The organism is Saccharopolyspora indica, assembly GCF_027853965.1.
Lineage (GTDB): Bacteria > Actinomycetota > Actinomycetes > Mycobacteriales > Pseudonocardiaceae > Saccharopolyspora > Saccharopolyspora indica.
Map to the genome: position 1 here is coordinate 311,329 of NZ_JAQGLB010000006.1, position 13,413 is coordinate 324,741.

A 13,413-nucleotide genomic window follows, 5' to 3' on the forward strand; every position below is an offset into this window, starting at 1 on the left:
CGTCTCCTCGCAGGCAGGCGCAGTTCGGATCTAGCACACCGGGTGTTCATCACCGGATGATTCGGTGATCGAAAACCGGGCGCAGGATTTCCGAGGAAGGCGGTCGATGATGGCCCTTGCCGAGCGTGGGCGCCGGAGGGCGCTGAGCACCGCGGTCGCGATCAGCGCGCTGCTGCTGTCCACACCCGCCGCGACCGCCACCGAATCGCTGCGCGCCGACACGCAGCTGGCGCCCGGCGTGACCTACCGGTCCTTCGAGATGTCCACCGCGCACGGCCCGGTGGTCGCCTACCTGATCACCGCCGATCTGCGGGTCCCGAGCGTCGAGCTCGGCCTGCTGCACCCGGAAGTCGTCGCCGCGCGCGACGAGATCCCCGACATGGCCAACGCCCAGGGCGCGATCGCCGGCGTCAACGGCGACTTCTTCCACATCAGCGAGTCCCACGAGGGCATCGAGGTCACCGGGTCCTCGGTGGGCCCGGCGATCGCCGACGGCGCGGACCTCAAGGCCGCGGTGCCCGGCGGACAGCGCTTCGGCCCCGCGCTGCCCGCCGGGACCTCCACCGAGGACGTCTTCGGGGTCGGCGTCGACCGGCGGGCTCGGGTGTCCAGCCTCGAACTCGACGGCATGCTCCGCAGCGGCGGCCGCACCGCCGAGATCTCCGGGCTGAACCAGTACGCGCTGCGGGTGGACGGCATCGGCGTCTACAACGCCGACTGGGGCCGGGTTTCGCGAGCGCGGGCGGTGTGCGGGACCGACACCGACCGCTCGGCGCCGTGCAGCGAGCAGACCGAGGAGGTCGTCGTCCGCGACGGCGTGGTCACCAGCACGCAGGACCGTCCCGGCGCCGGCGACATCCCGGCCGGAACCGTGGTCCTGGTGGGCCGCGAGGGCGGTGCGGCCGAGCTGGAGAAGCTCGAGGTCGGTGACCGCGTCGTGGTCGAGACCCACCTGTCGGCGGTCGACGTTCCACCGCTGGACTTCGCCGTCGGCGGTTTCCCCATCCTCCGCGGTGGAGAACCGCTGTCCGGCCTGGACACCGAGGAGCTCGCGCCGCGCACGGCGGCCGGGGTCAGCGCGGACGGCCGCACCGCCTACCTGCTGACCGTGGACGGGCGGTCGGCGGCCAGCACCGGACTGAGCGTGCTCGAAACGGCCGAGCTCCTGCGCTCCGCCGGAGCGGTCGACGGGATGAACCTCGACGGCGGCGGCTCATCGACCATCGCGGCGCGCGAACCGGGTCAGGACCTGGCGACGGTGCGGAACGTGCCGTCCGACGGCGTGCCGCGACCGGTGGCCAACGGAGTCGGCGTCTTCTCCCGCTGATCCCAGGCGCCCCGATGGGCCTGCCGGGCGGCGCGCTAGCGGATCGCCCGCTCGGCGAACTCGGCGACCTCGCCGCCGGCGTTGGCCTTGCGGGCGATCTTGTGGTTGGTGCCGAGCAGGAGGCGCAGCTGGTAGCAGCTCTCCAGCCGGAACGCCTGCCACGGGGCGACGTGCCAGGTCCGCTGGAACATGCGCTTGGTCGTGGCCACCGCGTCCGGCGAGCGGGTCGCGAGCTGCTCCGCCAGCTCCAGCGCCGCCGCGTGCGGATCATCGCTCACCTCGGTGACCAGGCCGAGCTCGTGCGCCTTGACGCCGTCGAAGACCTCGGCGGTCATGGCCAGCCGCTTGGCGACGTCCATCGGCAGCAGCTCGCGCAACGTCACGGTGCCGCTCATGTCCGGCACCAACCCCCACTTCGCCTCCATCACGGAGAACTGCGCGTCGGGCGCGGCGAACCGGAAGTCCGCGCCCAGGGCGAGCTGGAGCCCGCCGCCGAAGCAGTGCCCGCGGACCACCGCCAGCACCGGGACCGGCAGCCGCCGCCAGGCCCAGCAGACCTCCTGGTAGAGGTTGGTCGAGCGCCACGGGGGCCGGAGGAAGTTGAGCACCATGCGCCGCGGGTCCTTGCCCACCGAGGCGAAGTCGAGCCCCGCCGAGAACGAGCGCCCCGCGCCGCTGAGCACGACCGCCCGCACCGACCGGTCCGCGCGCACCTGCGCGGCGGCGTCGATCAGCGCCCGCAGCATGTCCATGTCGAGCCCGTTGAGCCGGTCCTCCCGGGTCATGGTGACGTGGGCCAGCGGCCCGTCGATCTCGACCGACACGCGCTCGGACATCTGCGACTCCTCGGGTTCAGCGGTGGAGCACCGATCCTACTGATCGGTAACATATTCGGCCAGAGCCTCTCGCTCATCAACTCGCAGTGACGCCGACGTGTTCTGCATCCCTCTTCCGCCGCAGCCGCGCCGGGACATTGACAACGGAACGTGTCCGATTCACGATTCCTGTCGTGAACCTGTCTGACAGCCGGACAGCCGGTCCCGGGATCCAGCGGGTCAGCGCGATGGAAGCCGTGCTGGCCCACCTCCGCGGTGCCATCGAGCGCGGCGAGCACCCGGTCGGCGCCAAGCTGCCGTCCGAAGCCGCGCTCGGCAAGGAGTTCGCGGTGAGCCGCTCGGTCGTGCGCGAGGCGCTGCGCGGTCTGCAGGCCCTCGGGCTCACCGAGTCCCGGACCGGCAAGGGCACCTTCGTCCTGGCCGCCCAGCCGGTCGACGACCCGAGGTTCGGCTCCTACTCGGCGCGCGACCTGCTCGAGGTGCGCCGCCACGTCGAGATCCCGGCCGCGGGCTACGCCGCCCTGCGGCACACCGCCGACGACCTCGGCCTGCTCACCGACCTGCTGGAGCGGATGGCCCGCGAGACCGACGGCACCGCGTGGGTGGCGCTGGACTCGCTGTTCCACATCACCGTCGCCCAGGCCTCCGGCAACCCGGTGTTCGGCAAGGTCATCGAGGAGATCCGGGACGCCCTGGCCAGGCAGTCCGCCTTCCTGAACCAGCGCGGCGACCGCCGCGCGGAGTCCGACGCCGAGCACCGCAGGCTCGTCGAGGCCATCGCGGCCGGCCGGCGCGGCGCCGCCACCGAGGCGATGGCCCACCACCTGACCAACGTCGAGCACGCGCTCAGCGACATCGTCGGCCGCCCCCGCTGACCCGCACCCCCACGAGGAGGTCCACGAATGCACCCCGCTCCCCCGACCGGCGCGCCCGCGCACGCACCGCTGGTGCACGTCCTGCGCGACGGCCTGGTCGAAAGCGTGCACCACGGCTCGGTCGTCGTGCTCGCTCCGGACGGATCGGTGCTGTTCCAGGCCGGTGACGCCGACACCGCCTGCTACCCGCGCTCGGCGGCCAAGCCGATGCAAGCGGTGGCGATGACCCGGCTCGGCCTGTCGCTGCCACCGGACCTGCTCGCGCTGACCGCCGCCAGCCACTCCGGCGAGCAGATCCACCTCGACGGGGCGCAGCGCGTGCTCGCCGCGAGCGGGTCCACCGAGGACGACCTCGGCAACCCCGCGGACCTCCCCTTCGACCCGGTCGAGCGGGACCGCTGGATCGCGGCGGGCGAACCGGCCCGCAAACTGGCGCACAACTGCTCGGGCAAGCACGCGTCGATGCTGTGGACCGCGCGCGAGAACGGCTGGCCGACCGAGAGCTACCTGGACCCCGAGCACCCGCTCCAGCGCGAGATCGCCGCCACCGTCGAGGAGCTCACCGGGCAGCAGATCGCGCACGTGGCAGCCGACGGCTGCGGCGCACCGCTGTTCGCCGTCTCGCTGCGCGGCCTCGCCACCGCGGCCGGGCGGATCGCCAGCGCACCGGCCGGAACACCGGAAAGCGTTGTCGCCCAAGCGATCCGGATGCACCCGGAGATGGTCGCCGGGACGCGGCGCGATGCCACCGCGCTGATGCGGGCCGTGCCAGGGCTGATCGCCAAGGACGGCTTCGAGGCGGTGCAGATCGCCGCGCTGCCCGACGGGACCGCGATCGCCGCGAAGATCGCCGACGGCACCGATCGCGCCAGGCTGCCCGTCGCGCTCGCGGCCCTGATCCGGGCGGGCGTCGACCCGCAGGCGCTGGAGCCGTTCGCCGACCCGCGGCTGGCCGTGGCCGGGGAACTGGTGGCCGAGCTGAGCGCCGCCTGAGCTCTCGTCCACATCGGACGCGCGATCGGCCGTCAGGTGTGCGCCAGGTTAATTCGGTGGCATCGCACGGAGAAAAGGGCGATCATCGACGGGTCACGCACACCAGAGGAAGGACGACCATGCACACGGCAGTCGACGGCGCCAGGGTGCCGATCCGGATGTGGGCGGATCCGCAGTCCGTTGAGGACGCCGCGATGCGCCAACTGCACAACGTCGCGAACCTGCCGTGGGTGCACGGCCTGGCCGTGATGCCCGACGTGCACTACGGCAAGGGCGCCACGGTCGGCAGCGTCATCGCCATGCGCGAGGCGGTGTCCCCGGCCGCGGTGGGCGTCGACATCGGCTGCGGCATGAGCGCGGTGCGCACCTCGCTGACCGCCACCGACCTGCCGGACGACCTGGGCGTCCTGCGGCGGCGGATCGAGTCGGCCGTGCCGGTCGGCTTCGCCATGCACCGCACGCCGGTCAACCCGGCCCGCGTACCGGGCACCGGCGGCTGGCAGCAGTTCTGGGCCGGTTTCCGCGAGCTGCACCCGGGCGTGCAGAACCTGCAGGACCGGGCGCGGGCGCAGGTGGGCACCCTCGGCGGCGGCAACCACTTCATCGAGGTCTGCCTGGAGCAGGGCGGTCCCGATGCCGGCCGCGTGTGGCTGATGCTGCACTCCGGTTCCCGCGGCATCGGCAACGAGCTGGCCAAGCGGCACATCGACATCGCCCGCAAGCTCCCGCACAACGCCGACCTGCCGGATCCCGACCTCGCCGTGTTCGTGGCGGGCACCCCGGAGATGCAGGCCTACCGGCGGGACCTGTTCTGGGCGCAGGACTACGCGGCGCGCAACCGCGCGACGATGCTGTCCCTGGTCCAGCTGGCGCTGGCCGACACCGTCCCCGGCACCCGCTTCGACACGCCGATCTCATGTCATCACAACTACGTGGCGGAGGAGGTCCACGACGGGGTCGAGGTGCTGGTGACGCGCAAGGGCGCGATCCGCGCCGGGTCGGGTGACATGGGCATCATCCCGGGCAGCATGGGCACCGGTTCCTACATCGTGCGCGGCCTGGGCAACACCGGGTCCTTCGAGTCGGCCTCGCACGGCGCGGGCCGCCGGATGTCGCGGACGAAGGCTCGCAAGACCTTCACCGAGGCGGACCTCGCGGCGCAGACCGAGGGCGTCGAGTGCCGCAAGGACGGCGGTGTGGTCGACGAGATCCCGGCCGCCTACAAGGACATCGAGTCGGTGATCGCAGCGCAGACCGACCTCGTCGAGGTCGTCACGCACCTCAAGCAGGTCATCTGCGTCAAGGGCTGAGACGAGCGCGAGTGCTCCGCGGTTGCGGCCGCGGAGCGCTCGCGCGTCCGGGCACGCGCCGGACGGAAAACCGGTTGCCCGGATAGTTCCCCTTGTCCAGAATCCCGAGTCATGTCAAGAGTGATCGTGATCGGTGGCGGGCAGTCCGGGATCGCCGCGGCGGAGGCCCTGCTGGCGCGCGGAGCGCGGCCGGTCCTGCTGGAAGCCGGTCCGGAGGCGACCGGTTCCTGGCCGCGCTACTACGACAGCCTCACGCTGTTCACCCCGGCCTGGTTCAACGCACTTCCCGGCGCGCCGCTGCCCGGCGACCCGAACCGGTACCCGACCGGCGCCGAGGTCGCCGACTACCTGCGCGGTCGCGCCGAGAGCCTGGACTGCGAGATCCGCACCGGCCACCGGGTCACCTCGGTGACGCCCGATCCGGCGGGATTCCTCGTGCGCACCGAGCACGGAGCCGAGCTGACCGGCACCGCTGTCGTGGCCGCCACCGGCATCTTCGGCAACCCGCACCGACCGGAGCTGCCCGCGCTCGACGGCTACACCGGCGTGGTCCGGCACGCCGCCGACTACCGCTCGCCGCAGCAGTTCGCCGGGCAACGGGTCGTCGTGGTGGGCGCGGGCAACTCCGCGGTGCAGATCGCCGTGGAGCTCGCCGAGCACGCCGAGGTCACGCTGGCCACCCGCAAACCGGTCCAGTACGCCACCAACCAGCCGATTCCCGGGGATTCCCGCTTCTGGTCGGTGCTTTCGGCAGCGGCCCGCCTCCCGCTCGGACCGCTGCTCGGCCACGGAGCGATCCCGGTGGTCGACATCGCCGGCTACAAGACCGCGATCGACGCGGGCAGGCCCGACCGCCGGGACATGTTCACCGCCGCGGAAGGCACCTCGCTGCGCTGGCCCGACGGCACCACCGAGCACGTCGACGCGGTCGTCCTGGCCACCGGCTACCGCCCGGCGCTGGACTACCTGCGCCCGCTGGGCGTCCTGGACGCATCGGGCAGGCCCCAGCAGCGCAACGGGATCTCCCGCACCCACCCGGGCCTGACCTTCGTCGGGCTGGAGTACCAGCGGAGCATCCTGTCCGGCACCATGCACGGCTGCGCCCACGACGCACGCCACGTGGCCCGCAGGCTCACCCCCGGCCGCAGCTGAACCCCCGACCTAATTGAGAATGATTATCGTTTCCGACTATGCTCGGGGCGGGTCCACCGCCACCGGACCCGGGAAGGAACGAACGTGAAGGTCCGAGCATCGATCAAGTCCCTGAAGAACAAGGAGGGCTCCCAGGTGGTCCGCCGCCGCGGCAAGCTCTACGTCGTCAACAAGCGGAACCCGCGCTGGAAGGCCCGGCAGGGCTGAGCCGGGAGGTGCCGCGGCCACCGTCCGCGGCACCTCCGCGCTACGCCCTGGCCTTCGGCGCGTTGGCCTTGGTCAGCGCCGGATCCCGGACCACGACCGGCTCCAGCACCTCGTCGACGGCGGCCAGCAGGTCGTCGTCGAGCCGCACTCCGGCGGCCTCGACGTTCTCGGTGACCTGCTCCGGGCGGGAAGCACCCATGATGGCCGCGGAGACAGCGGGGTTCTGCAACACCCACGCCACCGCCAGCTGGGCCTGCGAGAGCCCGGCCTGCCCGGCCAGCGGCCGGAGCTTCTCCACGCGCGTCAGGACGTCGTCGCGCAGCCAGTGGGCCACGAAGTTCGCCCCGTTGTCATCGGTCGCCCTGCTGCCCGCGGGCGGCGGCGTCCCCGGCCGGTACTTCCCGGTGAGCACGCCCTGCGCGATCGGCGACCACACGATCTGCCCGATCCCGAGCTCCGCGCTGGTGGGCACCACCTCGTCCTCGACGATCCGCCACAGCATCGAGTACTGCGGCTGGTTGGACACCAGCGGGATCCGCAGTTCGCGAGCGAGCCGGTGCGCGGCGCGGATCTGCTCGGCGGTCCACTCCGAAACCCCGATGTAGAGCGCCTTGCCCGCCCGGACCACGTCGGCGAAGGCCTCCATCGTCTCCTCCAGCGGCGTCTCCGGGTCGTACCGGTGCGCCTGTTGACTGCTCCCCTGTCTGAAGGCGGGGGTTCTTCATCCCGCCGCGTTCGGCGTAGTGGGGATTTCTGGCTCAGGCAGCCTTCCCGCGTTGCACGCGGGAAGGACTTCCACCATCAACACCAGCCGGGTACAGACCAGCCCGGACCAGCATCACGCGCGCGGAGTTCTTGTCCCTCGGGGACTCCGCTCCGCACGCGATGCAGGTGTAAGTACGTTCTGACAGCGGCAAGCGGTGCTTGGCTCTCACACCACACTGCGCGCAGTCCATCGTCGTGTACTTCGGATCGACAAGCCGCAGGTCTCGGCCGTGCTTGCGGGCCTGATCGATCAACGCGGCTTTGGTCGCGCCGATAGCAGCATCAGCAGCTTTACGGGCCATCGTGGTCTTAGCGAGGAACTTCGGGCGGAAATCCTCCACCGCGATCGCATCGTGGTCGCCCACCACGCGCTTAGCCCACTTCCGCGCGTCATCCTGTCGCTGCCGGGCGACTTTCTTCGCCAGCTTCGCCGCCCGCCGCTTCGCCGCACGGTAACCCTTGGTCTGCGGCTTGTTCTTCGGACGCACCCGGCGAGCCATCTGCCGCTGGTAGCGCGCGAGCTTCCTCGCCGCGTTCTTGCCGTGCTGCGCGTGCGGCAAGTCGTAGTCGCCGTCGGTGGTGGTAGCGGTCTCGGTCACACCCCAGTCGACACCGATCACACGGCCGGTTCCTGGCAGCGCCTCGACCTCGGTGGCGACAACGAACGAGCAGTACCAGTGCCCGATGTTGTCCTGGTAGACACGCACCGATGACGGTTCGCAAGGCAGGTCACGCGACCACACCACTGTGAGCTCAACACCGCCCGCCACCTGCAAGCGACCGTCCTTGATGCGGAAACTACGCTTGGTGTAATTCAAACTCGGCAGCGAACCGCGCCTTTTCTTCGATTTGGGCATCCCGGCGCGCCGCCCGACCGGCAAACGGGCCTTGATGTCCTTCAACGCCTTCGCGCGCGACTTGGCGAAGTCACGGATGATCTGCTGCTGCGGAACCGACGCGCCCTCGCGCAGCCACGAGTTGTGCGCGCGAGCCTCGGTCAGCATCCTGTCCAGCGCCGCCGGACCGCAGCTCTCGCCATCCCGGTGGGCCTTGCGGGACCGTGCGACGCATTCGTTCCAGATCCACCGACACCGACCCCACTCGGCAGCGAGCGCCTTCGCGGCGGTTACCGACACGCGCAGGCGATACGTGTACCGGGCGTTGCCGATTCTCGCACCCTGCCGTGCCGCCATGCCGATCACCGTATCGAAGCTGGCCAACAGCCTCAAAAGGAGTCTCGTCGCGGATGCTGCGCAAAGAGTTCGAAGAACTCCGGTTCGCCTACCGGAAAGTCCTCCGGCTCTGGTCCGGCTCGTACTTCGCCGGGCCAGCCGGAGGTGCACCGATCTCGGCGGTACGTCACTACATCAAGCAGCAAACCCGACCCATGGTGCAACCGCTGAGCGCAACAGGCAGGAAGTTGACGCGTTCCCTCCCCGCCCTATAGGACTGGGCATTCGCGCTACGTTCTTCCGGTAGTCCAGTTTCCGTACGCGATCTCACTGGTCACCAGACCGCTGCGGCCGAGATGGCGCAACTCCATGGTTGCTCCGTTCGACGAATCGTCCGCGGAACCGCCGATGCGGTCCCGCGGACGAGTATGGCCGTTCTCGCGAGTCACGTATCGATCGCGTCGATCGCGCGTGCGTGGTGCATGGTGGCGTGGAGGCTGCTCAGCAGCGCGAGGGCGTGAGCGCTGGGCGAGGCGGGCTCGGCGTGGTAGGTGATCAGTTGTTGGCTGGGGGTGCTGCGCACGTCGAATGCCTGGTAGATGAGGGTGAGCGGGCCGACGTCGGGGTGCACGAGGTGCCGCGCGGGCAACCCCGCCGAGATCGCTCCCGCGATGCTCTTCCTGGCCAGCGACGAATCCTCGTTCGTCACCGGGGCCGAGCTCGTCGTCGACGGCGGACTCACCGCGCACTGACGGCCCGGGAGGATCGCTCCCGGCACGGTTCGGTCGCCGAGAGCGATCCGCCGGTGTGGTGAGCAGACCGCTCGTCCCGCCCTGCGCGACGAGGGCCGGAACACGCGCTCAGGCGACGTTCTTCTCCAGCAGTTCGACGTAGCGGTCCAGCTGGTGGTCCCGGACGCCGTCGGCAGCGGGCGCGAACGGATCGCTGGTGGCCCCCTTGAAGCGGTCGACCAGCCCGCCGGCGACGGTCATCCGCTCGCGCAGCTTCCCGTCGGCGTCGAAGTAGCGGATGTCGGCCACGTGGTGGAACGGCTCGGGCGGCAGCTGCGCGACCACGTCGTTGTTGTTGACGAACCGGAACACCCGCGAGGGGAAGGCCTCGTCGTAGGGCCCGGCCAGGAACCGGTCGCAGGTGCGCGGCTGGCCGAAGGTGTACACGCCGTCCGGCAGCAGCTGCGGGTCTTCGAAGTACATCCGGGCCGAGGCGAGCATGGCCAGCGCCCCGCCGAGGCTGTGCCCGGTGAACCACAGGGTCTGCCCGGCGTCCCGGAACCGCTGCACCGCATCGCGCACCTGCGGGTAGACCGAGTCGAGCGCCCGGCTGAACCCCTGGTGGACCAGCCCCTTGCCCGCCGGGCCCGGGGCGACCAGCGCGTTGGCGTCGGACAGCCAGTCCTTGATCTTCGCGGGTTCGGTGCCGCGGAAGGCCACGACGATCATCCGGTCGCTGCCCGCCGCGTAGGCCTGGGTGTCCTCGATCGGGAAGGAGGCGTCGAGCTCGGCGTGGAAGTACTCGCACCGGTCGAAACCCCAATCCCGCGCGGTGTCGCGGATCGTCGCTTCGTCGGAGTAGGCGAGCTGGGCCGCCCTGGCCAGCCAGTACGCGTGCGGCAGCTGGTAATCGGTCACGGTGTGGTCGAACGCGGACATCGTGGGCCCTCCCGAACCGGTCGTGGGAATGGCGCTGCGGCGCCTTTCGCGACTATGGCAAGCAGCGCCGCAGCCCATCCGCCCGGTCACCGGAAGGGCGGTCCCCCACGACCTGTTCGGGGAACGCCTGCGAGGGGTCAGGAGGTGACGTCGCGGGCGAAGGTGCTCAGGAGGAGTTCGTTGAGCAGGTCCGCGTTCGCGTCGAGCGCGACGTGCGCGTTCGGCTCCAGCTCGGTGTCGGGGCGCGTGTCGATGACGGTCCGGCCCACGGTGAGCGGGCTCGCGGTCTCCACCGCGACGGGCAGGTGCCGGGTGGAGATCACCTCCGGCGCGACGAGGTAGGCGGTGCACACCACGTCGTGCACCGGTGCCGCGCCGACCGTGGTGTGCTCGTAGGCGCCGATCCGGCGCGTGATGAACCGCGCCGCGGCCGTTCCGGCCGGGGTGCCCAGGGCGTCGAGCGCGTCGCAGGTCCGCTGCGGGATCAGGGCCCGGTGGGTCGCGTCGAGCGTCACGAGGGTGCGGCGGGTGAACCCGGCGGAGAAGACGACGCTCGCCGCTTCCGGATCGGCCCAGATGTTGAACTCGGCGGACGCGGAGACGTTGCTGACGGCGTGGCCACCGCCCATCACGACCAGCTCGTCGACCGCGCCGGCCACCGACGGGTCGACGGCGAGCGCGGTGGCGATGTTGCTCAGCGGACCGACGGCCACCAGCGTGATCGGCTCGGTGGTCGCGCGCAGGGTCTCCACCAGGTACTCGATCGCTCCGGTGGCCTGCGCGGCGGTGCTCGGTTCCGGGATCGGCAGCGCGGTGCCGTGCGGGTCGTTGTCGTCGTCCTGCTCGAAGTGCTTGCCGCCGGGAAAGCCGAACCGGGCGATCGGGTGCGGTACGCCGGGGTGCACCGGTATGTCCGGGCGGCCGATCCAGTCCAGCACGCGCAGCGTGTTGTCCGTGGTGTTCGCCAGGGCGACGTTGCCGTTGACCGTGGTGATGCCGAGCAGGTCGAGCTCGGGGTGCAGCGCGGCGAACATGATCGCCACCGCGTCGTCGGTGCCGGTGTCGACGTCGAGGATGATCTTGCGGCCCATCCGGGGCTCCTCTCGCTCAGCGACCACCGGTGTCCTCAGTGGACATAGGTGGTCGCGGGATGTTCTCGTGCAGGCCGGTGCGTGCCGTCACCGGACCGATCAGATCGGCGCGTACCCGGCCGCGTAGCGCTTCTGCCAAGGCGTTTCGACCGCGTGGCGGTCGTAGTGGGCGCGGACGTAGGCGACCGCCTCCGCGGCCGGCACTCCGTCGATGACCGCCAGGCACGCCAGTGCCGTGCCCGTCCGGCCCCGGCCACCGCCGCAGGCGAGCTCCACCCGCTCGTGCTCGGCGCGCTCCCAAGCCTCGCGGAACACCTGGCGGGCGTTCTCCCGGTCGGCGGGCAGGCGGAAGTCCGGCCAGCGCAGCCACCGGCTCTCCCACGCCACCGCAGGCGGCTGCTTGCCGAGCAGGTAGACCCCGAAGTCCGGCTGCGGCCCAGCAGGCAGCGGCTTGCGCAGGGCGCGCCCGCGGACCGAACGACCGGACGGGAGCTGGAGCACGCCGGGCGCGGCCGGATCCCACAACTCGATCATGCCCTCAACCCTACGCGCGGGCGGAACCCGGTCGCGCGGCGCCGAACAGCGGTGGGGCACCCTGGGAGCGGACGATCCGGCGGTGAAGGGATGGCGGTATGGACCAGGACGGCCTCGCGGGCAAGGTCGCGCTGGTGACCGGCGCGAGCGGCGGCATCGGCAGCGGGATCGCCCGCCGGTTCGCTCAGGCCGGCGCCCAGGTGGTGGTCCAGTACCACCGGGACGAGGCGGGCGCGGACGAGGTCGTCGGCGCCGTCGAATCGGCGGGCGGCAGCGCCGTGGCCACCCAGGCCGACCTCCGCTCCCCCGAGGGCGCCGAGCACGTCGTGCGAGCCGCTCTCGACGCTTTCGGGCGCTTGGACGCCGCAGTGCTCAACGCGGGCGTCCAGCCGGTCCAGCCGCTGGCCGAGATGTCGCTCGCCGACTTCCGCGCGGTGCAGGAGTCCAATGTGGACGCCACCTTCCTCGTGCTGCAAGCGGCCCGCCGCGCGATGTCCGGGCAGCAGGACGGCGGCGCGGTGGTCGCCATCGGCTCGATCGTCGGGAACCAGCCCAAACCGGGCTCGGCGCACTACGCGGTGTCCAAAGCCGCGGTCGGCATGCTCGTGCGCTCGGCGGCGCTGGAGTTCGCGCCCGACGGGATCCGCGTCAACCTGGTCTCCCCCGGCCTGGTGGAACGGCCGGAGATCCGCTCGGCCTGGCCGGAAGGCGTGACGGCGTGGGAGACCGGCAACCCCATCGGCAGGCTCGGGCGGCCCACCGACGTCGCGGACGCCTGCCTGTTCCTCTGCGGCCCGGCCAGCAGCTGGATCACCGGGCAGGAACTGGTCGTCGACGGCGGCGCCTCGGTCCGCCCGACCTGGTGAGCGGGAGGAACCCATGAGCAGCAGCCCCGACCCCGACCGCACCTCAGGGGACCGAGACGCAACCCGGCCACGAGAAACCGCACAACGCGACATCGCCCCCGAACGCGACCACCACTGCGAACCGCGGAGAGGCGGTACCGGCCTGCCCGGCGGGGACGATCCTGCGGTCGGGCACGCCCTGATCGGGCGGCTCGGCCTGGAGCCGCTGGAGGGCGAGGGCGGGCACGTGCGGCGGATGTACGCCGACGACAACATGTCCTCGGCGATCTACCTGATGATCGCGCCCGACTTCTCCGCCCTGCACCGGCTCGACACCCCGGAGGTCTACCACTGGCAGGGCGGTGCACCGGTGCGGATGCTGGTGCTGGATCCGGACGGCAGCAGCCGCCGGGTGGTCCTGGGCCCGGACCTCGAAGCCGGTCAGGTGCTGCAGACCGTCGTCCCGGCCGGTTCCTGGCAGGGTTCCCGCCCGGAGGGCGCGTGGTCGCTGCTCGGCCTCACCCTCGCCCCGCCGTTCCGGTTCGACGGCTTCGCCCTGGGAACTCGCGCCGAACTCCGCGACGGCTGGCCCGGAGCCGCCGCCGAGATCGACGAGCTGACCCGCGGCTGACGACA

The 13,413-nt window shown here is 71.5% G+C and carries 14 protein-coding genes and 3 pseudogenes; 10 read left to right on the forward strand and 7 right to left on the reverse strand.

From position 1 onward, the window contains the following. The first annotated feature begins 106 nt into the window (after nt 1-106). Nucleotides 107-1,327, forward strand: a complete 1,221-nt coding sequence (locus OU416_RS16605; protein ID WP_270927873.1) for a phosphodiester glycosidase family protein — start codon at nt 107-109, stop codon at nt 1,325-1,327. 35 nt (nt 1,328-1,362) lie between these two features. On the opposite strand, the gene OU416_RS16610 is transcribed toward OU416_RS16605, so the two are convergent. After that, complete coding sequence (locus tag OU416_RS16610; RefSeq protein WP_270927874.1) at nt 1,363-2,163, reverse strand: crotonase/enoyl-CoA hydratase family protein; 801 nt, start codon at nt 2,161-2,163, stop codon at nt 1,363-1,365. Nucleotides 2,164-2,390: 227 nt separating this feature from the next. On the opposite strand from OU416_RS16610, the gene OU416_RS16615 reads away from it, so the two are divergent. From OU416_RS16615 to ykgO, 5 genes are all read left to right on the forward strand, one after another. Beyond that, nucleotides 2,391-3,038 (forward strand): FadR/GntR family transcriptional regulator, encoded by a 648-nt coding sequence (locus tag OU416_RS16615; RefSeq protein ID WP_270927953.1) that lies wholly within the window; start codon nt 2,391-2,393, stop codon nt 3,036-3,038. Nucleotides 3,039-3,065: 27 nt separating this feature from the next. Then, complete coding sequence (locus OU416_RS16620; RefSeq protein ID WP_270927875.1) at nt 3,066-4,031, forward strand: asparaginase; 966 nt, start codon at nt 3,066-3,068, stop codon at nt 4,029-4,031. A gap of 119 nt (nt 4,032-4,150) precedes the next feature. Beyond that, nucleotides 4,151-5,341, forward strand: coding sequence for an RtcB family protein (locus OU416_RS16625; protein WP_270927876.1), 1,191 nt, complete (start codon nt 4,151-4,153; stop codon nt 5,339-5,341). A gap of 111 nt (nt 5,342-5,452) precedes the next feature. Beyond that, nucleotides 5,453-6,493: a flavin-containing monooxygenase gene (locus tag OU416_RS16630; protein WP_270927877.1), complete on the forward strand. Its 1,041-nt coding sequence runs from the start codon at nt 5,453-5,455 to the stop codon at nt 6,491-6,493. A gap of 84 nt (nt 6,494-6,577) precedes the next feature. Then, complete coding sequence (gene ykgO / locus OU416_RS16635) at nt 6,578-6,700, forward strand: type B 50S ribosomal protein L36 (RefSeq protein ID WP_093146885.1); 123 nt, start codon at nt 6,578-6,580, stop codon at nt 6,698-6,700. 40 nt (nt 6,701-6,740) lie between these two features. On the opposite strand, the pseudogene OU416_RS16640 reads toward ykgO, so the two are convergent. Together OU416_RS16640 and OU416_RS16645 are read right to left on the reverse strand one after the other, a co-directional pair. Beyond that, nucleotides 6,741-7,388, reverse strand: a pseudogene (locus OU416_RS16640) (aldo/keto reductase); the annotation flags it as partial. 70 nt (nt 7,389-7,458) lie between these two features. Continuing rightward, the gene (locus OU416_RS16645; RefSeq protein ID WP_270927878.1) at nt 7,459-8,658 is read right to left on the reverse strand and encodes an RNA-guided endonuclease InsQ/TnpB family protein; all 1,200 of its coding nucleotides are present in this window, start codon (nt 8,656-8,658) and stop codon (nt 7,459-7,461) included. A 4-nt stretch (nt 8,659-8,662) separates the two neighbouring features. Here OU416_RS16645 and OU416_RS16650 point away from each other — a divergent pair. Further along, nucleotides 8,663-8,912 (forward strand): annotated as a pseudogene (locus tag OU416_RS16650) (IS200/IS605 family transposase); the annotation flags it as partial. A gap of 170 nt (nt 8,913-9,082) precedes the next feature. On the opposite strand, the gene OU416_RS16655 reads toward OU416_RS16650, so the two are convergent. Then, a complete protein-coding gene (locus OU416_RS16655; RefSeq protein WP_408642285.1) occupies nt 9,083-9,268 on the reverse strand; it encodes an MmyB family transcriptional regulator in 186 nt (61 codons plus the stop codon). A gap of 7 nt (nt 9,269-9,275) precedes the next feature. Between OU416_RS16655 and OU416_RS16660 the strand changes: the two are divergent. Beyond that, a pseudogene (locus OU416_RS16660) lies at nt 9,276-9,389 on the forward strand (SDR family oxidoreductase); the annotation flags it as partial. A 108-nt stretch (nt 9,390-9,497) separates the two neighbouring features. Here OU416_RS16660 and OU416_RS16665 read toward each other — a convergent pair. The 3 genes from OU416_RS16665 to OU416_RS16675 all read right to left on the reverse strand — a co-directional run bounded on the left by OU416_RS16665 (nt 9,498) and on the right by OU416_RS16675 (nt 11,932). Next, nucleotides 9,498-10,307, reverse strand: a complete 810-nt coding sequence (locus OU416_RS16665; RefSeq protein WP_270927879.1) for a lipase family protein — start codon at nt 10,305-10,307, stop codon at nt 9,498-9,500. A 137-nt stretch (nt 10,308-10,444) separates the two neighbouring features. Beyond that, nucleotides 10,445-11,398 (reverse strand): nucleoside hydrolase, encoded by a 954-nt coding sequence (locus OU416_RS16670; protein WP_270927880.1) that lies wholly within the window; start codon nt 11,396-11,398, stop codon nt 10,445-10,447. Between the two features lie 99 nt (nt 11,399-11,497). Further along, complete coding sequence (locus OU416_RS16675; protein WP_270927882.1) at nt 11,498-11,932, reverse strand: phosphatase domain-containing protein; 435 nt, start codon at nt 11,930-11,932, stop codon at nt 11,498-11,500. 98 nt (nt 11,933-12,030) lie between these two features. On the opposite strand from OU416_RS16675, the gene OU416_RS16680 reads away from it, so the two are divergent. After that, nucleotides 12,031-12,798: an SDR family NAD(P)-dependent oxidoreductase gene (locus OU416_RS16680; protein ID WP_270927883.1), complete on the forward strand. Its 768-nt coding sequence runs from the start codon at nt 12,031-12,033 to the stop codon at nt 12,796-12,798. Nucleotides 12,799-12,811: 13 nt separating this feature from the next. Then, complete coding sequence (locus OU416_RS16685) at nt 12,812-13,408, forward strand: cupin domain-containing protein (protein ID WP_270927884.1); 597 nt, start codon at nt 12,812-12,814, stop codon at nt 13,406-13,408. Nucleotides 13,409-13,413: the final 5 nt, after the last annotated feature.